This is a genomic window from Mesorhizobium sp. M2D.F.Ca.ET.226.01.1.1 (genome assembly GCF_004022705.2).
GTDB lineage: Bacteria > Pseudomonadota > Alphaproteobacteria > Rhizobiales > Rhizobiaceae > Mesorhizobium.
On the sequence record NZ_RZOY02000017.1, the window covers coordinates 84,515 to 90,959 of the forward strand.

General features: G+C 62.9%; 8 protein-coding genes and 2 tRNA genes. 7 read left to right on the forward strand and 3 right to left on the reverse strand.

Features of this window, described 5'->3' with window-relative positions; genetic code table 11:
• The first annotated feature begins 11 nt into the window (after positions 1-11).
• On the forward strand, positions 12-809 hold the full coding sequence (otnI, locus tag EN869_RS30150) for a 2-oxo-tetronate isomerase (protein ID WP_127230179.1): 798 nt from the start codon (positions 12-14) through the stop codon (positions 807-809).
• Between the two features lie 106 nt (positions 810-915).
• Complete coding sequence (locus EN869_RS30155; protein WP_127230180.1) at positions 916-1,803, forward strand: 2-hydroxy-3-oxopropionate reductase; 888 nt, start codon at positions 916-918, stop codon at positions 1,801-1,803.
• Between the two features lie 59 nt (positions 1,804-1,862).
• On the opposite strand, the gene EN869_RS30160 is transcribed toward EN869_RS30155, so the two are convergent.
• On the reverse strand, positions 1,863-2,732 hold the full coding sequence (locus tag EN869_RS30160; RefSeq protein ID WP_127230181.1) for an RNA methyltransferase: 870 nt from the start codon (positions 2,730-2,732) through the stop codon (positions 1,863-1,865).
• A 199-nt stretch (positions 2,733-2,931) separates the two neighbouring features.
• On the opposite strand from EN869_RS30160, the gene EN869_RS30165 reads away from it, so the two are divergent.
• Positions 2,932-3,016 (forward strand) — tRNA-Tyr (locus EN869_RS30165).
• An 88-nt stretch (positions 3,017-3,104) separates the two neighbouring features.
• Positions 3,105-3,178: transfer RNA gene (locus EN869_RS30170), tRNA-Gly, on the forward strand.
• A gap of 72 nt (positions 3,179-3,250) precedes the next feature.
• On the opposite strand, the gene EN869_RS30175 is transcribed toward EN869_RS30170, so the two are convergent.
• Positions 3,251-3,706, reverse strand: coding sequence for a YidB family protein (locus tag EN869_RS30175; protein WP_127230182.1), 456 nt, complete (start codon positions 3,704-3,706; stop codon positions 3,251-3,253).
• 128 nt (positions 3,707-3,834) lie between these two features.
• On the opposite strand from EN869_RS30175, the gene EN869_RS30180 reads away from it, so the two are divergent.
• Both EN869_RS30180 and EN869_RS30185 read left to right on the forward strand, forming a co-directional pair.
• Positions 3,835-4,092 (forward strand): GlsB/YeaQ/YmgE family stress response membrane protein, encoded by a 258-nt coding sequence (locus EN869_RS30180; protein ID WP_127230183.1) that lies wholly within the window; start codon positions 3,835-3,837, stop codon positions 4,090-4,092.
• Between the two features lie 72 nt (positions 4,093-4,164).
• A complete protein-coding gene (locus EN869_RS30185; protein WP_167507081.1) occupies positions 4,165-5,019 on the forward strand; it encodes a sulfotransferase family 2 domain-containing protein in 855 nt (284 codons plus the stop codon).
• Between the two features lie 123 nt (positions 5,020-5,142).
• Here EN869_RS30185 and EN869_RS30190 read toward each other — a convergent pair whose 3' ends face one another.
• Positions 5,143-6,030 carry a DMT family transporter gene (locus EN869_RS30190; RefSeq protein ID WP_127230185.1) on the reverse strand — a complete coding sequence of 296 codons (888 nt, stop codon included), beginning with the start codon at positions 6,028-6,030 and terminating at the stop codon, positions 5,143-5,145.
• A gap of 228 nt (positions 6,031-6,258) precedes the next feature.
• On the opposite strand from EN869_RS30190, the gene EN869_RS30195 reads away from it, so the two are divergent.
• On the forward strand, positions 6,259-6,445 hold a 187-nt coding region (locus EN869_RS30195; RefSeq protein ID WP_245512380.1), incomplete at its 3' end, for a GTP-binding protein.

Here is a 6,445-nt window from a genome sequence, read left to right on the forward strand (position 1 = left end):
GGAGAAAAAGAATGCCGCGTTTTTCAGCCAATCTTTCCATGCTCTTCGGCGAGCACGAGTTCCTCGATCGTTTCGATGCGGCTGCCCGCGCAGGCTTCAAGGGCGTCGAATATATCGGTCCCTATGATCACGCGCCAGACGTTGTCGCGGCGCGCCTGAAGAAGAACGGCTTGACCCAGGTTCTCTTCAACCTGCCGGTAGGCGACTGGGGCAAGGGCGAGCGCGGCATCGCCGTGCTGCCCGATCGCGGGCCGGAGTTCCGGCAGGGCGTCGCCAAAGCGATCAACTATGCGCATGCGCTGGGCTGCGAGCAGGTCAACTGCCTTGCCGGCATCGCGCCGCAGGGCGCCGATCGCATGGTGTTGGAAAACGTCTTTGCCGAAAACCTGGCCTTCGCGGCGGAAAAACTGGAACAGGCCGGCATCAGGCTGCTGATCGAGCCGATCAACACCCGCGACATCCCCGGCTTCTTCCTGAATTACTCCGACCAGGCCTTGGCGCTGATCGATCGTATCGGTTCGAAGAACCTGTTCCTGCAATACGACATCTACCACATGCAGATCATGGAGGGGGATCTCGCCCGTACCATCGAGGCGAACCTCGGCCGCATCGCGCATATCCAGCTTGCGGACAATCCCGGCCGTCACGAGCCGGGGACGGGCGAGATCAACTATCCGTTCCTCTACGACCATATCGACCGGCAGGGCTACTCCGGCTGGATCGGCGCCGAATACAAGCCGAAAGCCGGCACGGAGGCTGGGCTGGGTTGGTTCCGCGAATTCGCCGGGCAAGGGAGCGCGGCGGCCTGAGAGCTTCCTTCTCCCCGTCTCTATACGGGGTGAAGGTGCCGGCAGGCGGTGAGAGGGCGGCGTCTATCTCCGACAATTTCGAACAAAGACGTTCAGGAGCAAAACAATGGAAACCATCGGCTTCATCGGCCTCGGCATCATGGGCGCGCCGATGGCGGGGCATCTGCTGGACGCCGGCTATGCAGTCGTCGCCAGCGACCATCGCTCCAAACCCCCGGCCGATCTCGTCACCAAGGGGCTGAAGACCGTCACCGGCCACAATGCGGTCGCCGGGGCCGCCGACATCATCATCACCATGGTGCCGGACACGCCGCAGGTAGCCGACGTGCTGTTCGGCGAGAACGGCGTCGCTTCTGGTCTCTCCAAGGGCAAGCTCGTCGTCGACATGAGCTCGATCTCGCCAATCGCCACCAAGGAGTTCGCAAAAAAGATCAACGATCTCGGCTGCGACTATCTCGATGCGCCGGTATCAGGGGGCGAGGTCGGCGCCAAGGCGGCCTCGCTCACCATCATGGTCGGTGGCCAGGACAAGGCCTTCGAGCGCGCCAGGCCGGTGTTCGAGAAGATGGGCAAGAACATCACGCTGGTTGGACCGAACAGCGTCGGCCAGACCACCAAGGTCGCCAACCAGATCGTCGTGGCGCTCACCATCGAAGCCGTCGGCGAAGCCCTGGTTTTCGCCTCGAAGGCCGGCGCCGATCCTGCAAAAGTCAGGCAGGCGCTGATGGGCGGGCTCGCCGCCTCGCGCATCCTCGAAGTGCATGGCGAGCGCATGATCAAGCGCACTTTTGCGCCGGGCTTCCGCATCGAATTGCACCAGAAGGACCTCAACCTGGCGCTCGAAGGCGCGAAGGCGCTCGGCGTCTCGCTGCCCAACACCTCGACCACGCAGCAGCTGTTCAATTCCTGCGCCGCCAATGGCGGTGCCAAGGAGGATCACTCGGCGCTGGTCAGGGCGCTGGAGCGGATGGCAGGGCATAATTTAGGGGAGTAAGGGAGTAGGGCAGTAAGGGAGTAGGGAAGGCTTGCTGCGGCTGACCATCCCCTACTGCCCTATTCCCCTACTCCCTTACCCAAAAACTTCTTCGCCGCGTAAAGGCTCACCGCCGCCGCATTCGACACGTTGAGCGAGTGGATGGCGCCGGGCATGTCGAGGCGGGCAAGCGCGGTCACCGTCTCGCGCGTCTTCTGGCGCAGGCCCTTGCCCTCGGCGCCGAGCACCAGTGCGATCTTTGCGCCGTCGAAGGTCTTTTCCAGCTCGACCGGCCCTTCGGAATCGAGCCCGATGGTCTGGAATCCGGCCTCATGCAGTTGACCCAGCGCATCGGCGAGGCTCTTCACCTCGATCTGATCGATGTGTTCCAGCGCGCCGGACGCGGATTTGGCCAGCACCCCCGATTCCTGCGGGCTGTGCCGCGCCGTGGTGATCAGCGCGCCGGCGCCGAAAGCGACCGCCGAGCGCAGGATCGCGCCGACATTGTGGGGGTCCGTCACCTGGTCGAGCACCAGCACCAGCCTTGTGTCGCCGAGCGCGTCGAGACGCTTCGGCTTGAGCGGTTCGGCCTCGATCAGCGCGCCCTGATGCACTGCGTCCGAGCCGGTGATCCGGTCGATATCCTTCGGCTCGACCATCTCGGCCTTGAAGGGCAGGGCGGCAAGATCGCCGATCGAAAGCCGCTCGGCGGCGTTGCGGGTCACCAGCATCTTTTTGATCTTGCGCCGCGGATTGTCGAGCGCGGCCCGCACCGTGTGCAGGCCGTAAAGCCGCACCAACCCGTCGCCCGGCGCTTCGCCCGGCGGTACCGGCTGGCGCGGCCGGAACGCCGGCGGCCCGCCCGCCTTCTGATCGCGATGGGCGCGCCGCAGCTTGGCGTAATGGGTGTCCTTGCGCGTGCCCAGCTTGTTGCTTTTTTCGTCGCTCATGCGGCCTCTATAGCGGCCCCGCCCGGCTAAGGATACGGCCTGCGGCAATGAATGCCGAACATCTTCGAAAAACCCTGGCCGCGCCGGTTGACACCCACCGGCCTTGCCGCCATAAGGCGCTTCGCTGATTTCGGAGAAGATATTTACTCGGGCTCCGGATCGGCGAAAATGCCTCGTTGCATGGCTCCGGCGGCAGACTGGAGAGGTGCCCGAGTGGTTAAAGGGGACGGACTGTAAATCCGTTGGCTTAGCCTACGTTGGTTCGAATCCAACCCTCTCCACCACTGCCGGCCCGGAAGCCCTGAAACGAAAAGTCTCGGACCGAAAAGTGCATGGCGCTTTTCGGGTGAATCCGGTACTTCAGTGTAAGGCGCGGGTATAGCTCAGTGGTAGAGCAGCAGCCTTCCAAGCTGAATATGCGGGTTCGATTCCCGCTACCCGCTCCAGATTTTCTTGCTCGGATGCCCCAAGCAAAACGCCGCGCACCGTGGCGCGCGGCGTGTTCGATTGCCTTGCGCTCAGCTGTTGAAGGCTGAGGCGACCTGATGGTTCTGCGGGATCTGGCCGTTCGGCGTCAGCTTGTCGACGATGCCGGGCAGCGCAGTGGAGAGTTGCTGCAGCAGTTCCTGCTCGTTCATGCCGGCGCGCTGCGCGATCTCGCGGATCACTGCCGGTCCGAGCGCCGAGCCGAGGTCACCCGGATTGATCGGCTGGTTCTGGCCGGTGCCGACCCAGGAGTCGGCGACATTGCCCTGGCCGGCATCCTTCAGCTTGTCGAGCAGGCCGCCGAGCCCGCCGAGGAGGCCGCCATCGGCCGAAGCGCCGGTGTCGGCAGGAGTCGGCGCAGGAGCTTGCGGCGCGGCCGGTTCCTCGCTTCGGCCGCTCAGCATCTTGCCGACCAAAAGCGCGCCAAGCGCGATCATCAGGGGTTTGGTGATGTTGCCGCCCGGAACTGCATTGTCGAAAAGGCCCATCGTGGATCTCCTTGTCCAACCAAGTCCGCCCGGCGCCAGAATGGCGCAAACAGGCGAAATTTCAAGCTGTCTTGAGCTTTTGACAATCATATGAACATGATGGATGGCGGGGGGATTTGGAGGGAATTATGGGCATCATCAGCTGGATCATTCTCGGCCTTGTCGCCGGCTTCATCGGCAGCAAGATCGTCAACAAGACCGGCCAGGGCATGATCATGGATATCGTGCTCGGCATTGTCGGCGCCGTCGTTGGCGGCGTCATCTTTAGTGCCTTCGGGTCGGCCGGCGTCACAGGCCTCAACATCTGGAGCCTGATCGTTGCCGTCATCGGTTCGGTCGTCGTGCTCTGGGCCTATCACCAGATCAGCGGCAAGCGGTCGCTGTAAAGCTATCGACGAGAAAGTCCGCGGCCCCGGCAGGCCGCGGGGCGATCATTGGGTTCGCGCCGGTCCCCGCGCGTGATCGCGCGGCGCATTGGCGCTGGGTCGGCGCGAGGCACATCTGCAACGGCGGTCCAGATTCAAGGACTTCCCGTCACCTACTATCCTGTCCCGAAAAGCGGCACCAGCAGCGTCAAATACGCGCTGATGGCGCTTGGCGGCGGGCAAGCCGCTCTCGCCGATCCGGACAATGAGGTCCACGGTCATCTCTTCACCAGCTGGGTCGATCCGTTTGTGCCGGTCTATGACGGGCTGGGCGGCAAGTTCACCATCGTCCGTGATCCGCTGGAGCGGCTTCTCTCGGCCTATTCGAGCAGAATACTGGACATCAACGTTCTGACGCGGTCATCGGCAAAGGCCGAAATGCTCGAGGCTTTCGGCCTGCCGACCGATCCGGACCTCGATACCTTCATCCTCAACGTCGAAAAATATAGCGCGTGCTCGTGGGAGATCCGATTCCACGTCGCATCGCCGCGCCATTTTGTCGGCTCCAGCCTTTTCCTGTTCGAGCACGTCTTCAGGTTCGAGGAGATGGACAAGGTCGAGGCATTCCTGTCGTCGGTCAGCGGCAGGAAAATCTCGATGCCAAGGCTGCAGTCAGCAAGGAACAGGATCAGCCCGGCCGACCTGTCGCCGGTCGCGCTGGCGAAAGCGATGCGCTTTTGCCGATACGACTATGCGTTCCTCGTCGACTACTACGACCCGGCAGAATGGGGAGGAATCCCCAAGGGCGCTCCTGAGGACCCTTCCTCGCTCCACGTCGCGTGCGATTTCACCGTGCCTCGCGACGGCCGCCTCGTATACCCGCGCACGCTGCGCAACCTCAGGGATTTCCTGGCCAGGCGCCCGCTGGCAATGCGGGTGGGTCACTAAAGCAATTCCAGAAAAAGTGTGAGCGGTTTTCCGTCCGGAATTGCGTAAAAACAAATAGATAGGGCGTTTCGCCGTTTCCACGAAACGGTGAAACGCGCTAGGCCAATTTTGGATCGAGCGGATTCAGGCGACGATCGCCATGCGCCGGCGCCTTTCGTCGAGCGAGACGATCGCCAGACCGCTGGCCATGACCAGCAGGATGCCGCAGACGGCGAGCGCGTTCGGGAACTGCCCGAACACCAGCAGCCCCGAAATGACAGCCCAGACGGTGAAGCTGTAATAGAAGGGTGCCACCGCGCTTGTCGGCCCTACACGGTAGGCCATGAAGATGAAGAAATGGCCGAAGATCAGGAACAGGCCGGCACCAGCGATCAGCAGCAGATGGCGGCCTTCGGGCATCACCCATTGCTCGGTCACAAGATGCGCGGCACCTGAGCCGGCCAACACCACCAGGACGGCGGAGATGGCCACGATCATGCCGGGCACCTCGCCCCCCACCTTGCGGCCGGCTATGTCGCGCACCGCCGCGAAGGCGGCGTTGCCGAGCGCCAGCAGCGCATAGACCGAAATTCCCTGGATGGTCGGCTGCGCCACCATGAGCGCTCCGACGAAGCCAAGGCCGATCAGCAACAAGCGCGTGGCGCCGATGTTTTCGCCGAACAGCATCGAGGATCCGACCAGCACGATGAGCGGCGTGATCTGCCCGAGCGCGGTGGAGTCCGCGATCTGCATGTTGGCCAGGGCGACGACGTAGCACAGGATCGCCAGCAGCTCGAACAGGTTGCGGCGCAGCACCTTGCGCTCGAAGAGCAGAGGGATCTGCCTGGCATAGCCCAGCATCAGCAGCAGCGGCACGCCCCACAGCGTCGCGGCGGCACCCCGCAGCAGGAGCACTTCATAAGGCGGCAGCCCGGCGGTCGCGAGCTTCATCATCGTGTCGTTGACGAGGTAGGACCCCGTCGAGACGACCATGAACAGTGGGCCGCGGATATTGGCTGGAATGAACTGCATGCGGCGAACAAGATCAGAGCCATGTCGCGGCGGCAATGGGCCAGCCTGGAGCCTTTGATTTTACGCGCGGCGGCCCTATATCCGCTCCACATCCCCCTGAAATCGACCATTGGTTCGGGTCGAGCGGGAATCCGCTCAGCCACAAGGCACTTGTGTTTTTCGGCCGTTGTCGCTAATCGCCCCGCATTCGACTGAACTGAAGGTCAAGGCCGTCCAAGGAAAGAGACTATGGCAAAAGGTAAATTCGAGCGCACCAAGCCGCATGTGAACATTGGCACGATCGGCCACGTCGATCATGGCAAGACGTCGCTGACGGCGGCGATCACGAAGTATTTTGGCGAATACAAGCGCTATGACCAGATCGACGCGGCGCCGGAAGAGAAGGCGCGCGGCATCACGATCTCGACGGCCCACG

What these genes read in the sequence shown, in the direction of transcription:
- otnI (WP_127230179.1), top strand. Translation starts at nt 12, where the DNA reads ATGCCGCGTTTTTCAGCCAATCTTTCCATGCTCTTCGGCGAGCACGAG.
- EN869_RS30155 (WP_127230180.1), top strand. Translation starts at nt 916, where the DNA reads ATGGAAACCATCGGCTTCATCGGCCTCGGCATCATGGGCGCGCCGATG.
- EN869_RS30160 (WP_127230181.1), bottom strand. Translation starts at nt 2,732, where the DNA reads ATGAGCGACGAAAAAAGCAACAAGCTGGGCACGCGCAAGGACACCCAT.
- EN869_RS30175 (WP_127230182.1), bottom strand. Translation starts at nt 3,706, where the DNA reads ATGGGCCTTTTCGACAATGCAGTTCCGGGCGGCAACATCACCAAACCC.
- EN869_RS30180 (WP_127230183.1), top strand. Translation starts at nt 3,835, where the DNA reads ATGGGCATCATCAGCTGGATCATTCTCGGCCTTGTCGCCGGCTTCATC.
- EN869_RS30190 (WP_127230185.1), bottom strand. Translation starts at nt 6,030, where the DNA reads ATGCAGTTCATTCCAGCCAATATCCGCGGCCCACTGTTCATGGTCGTC.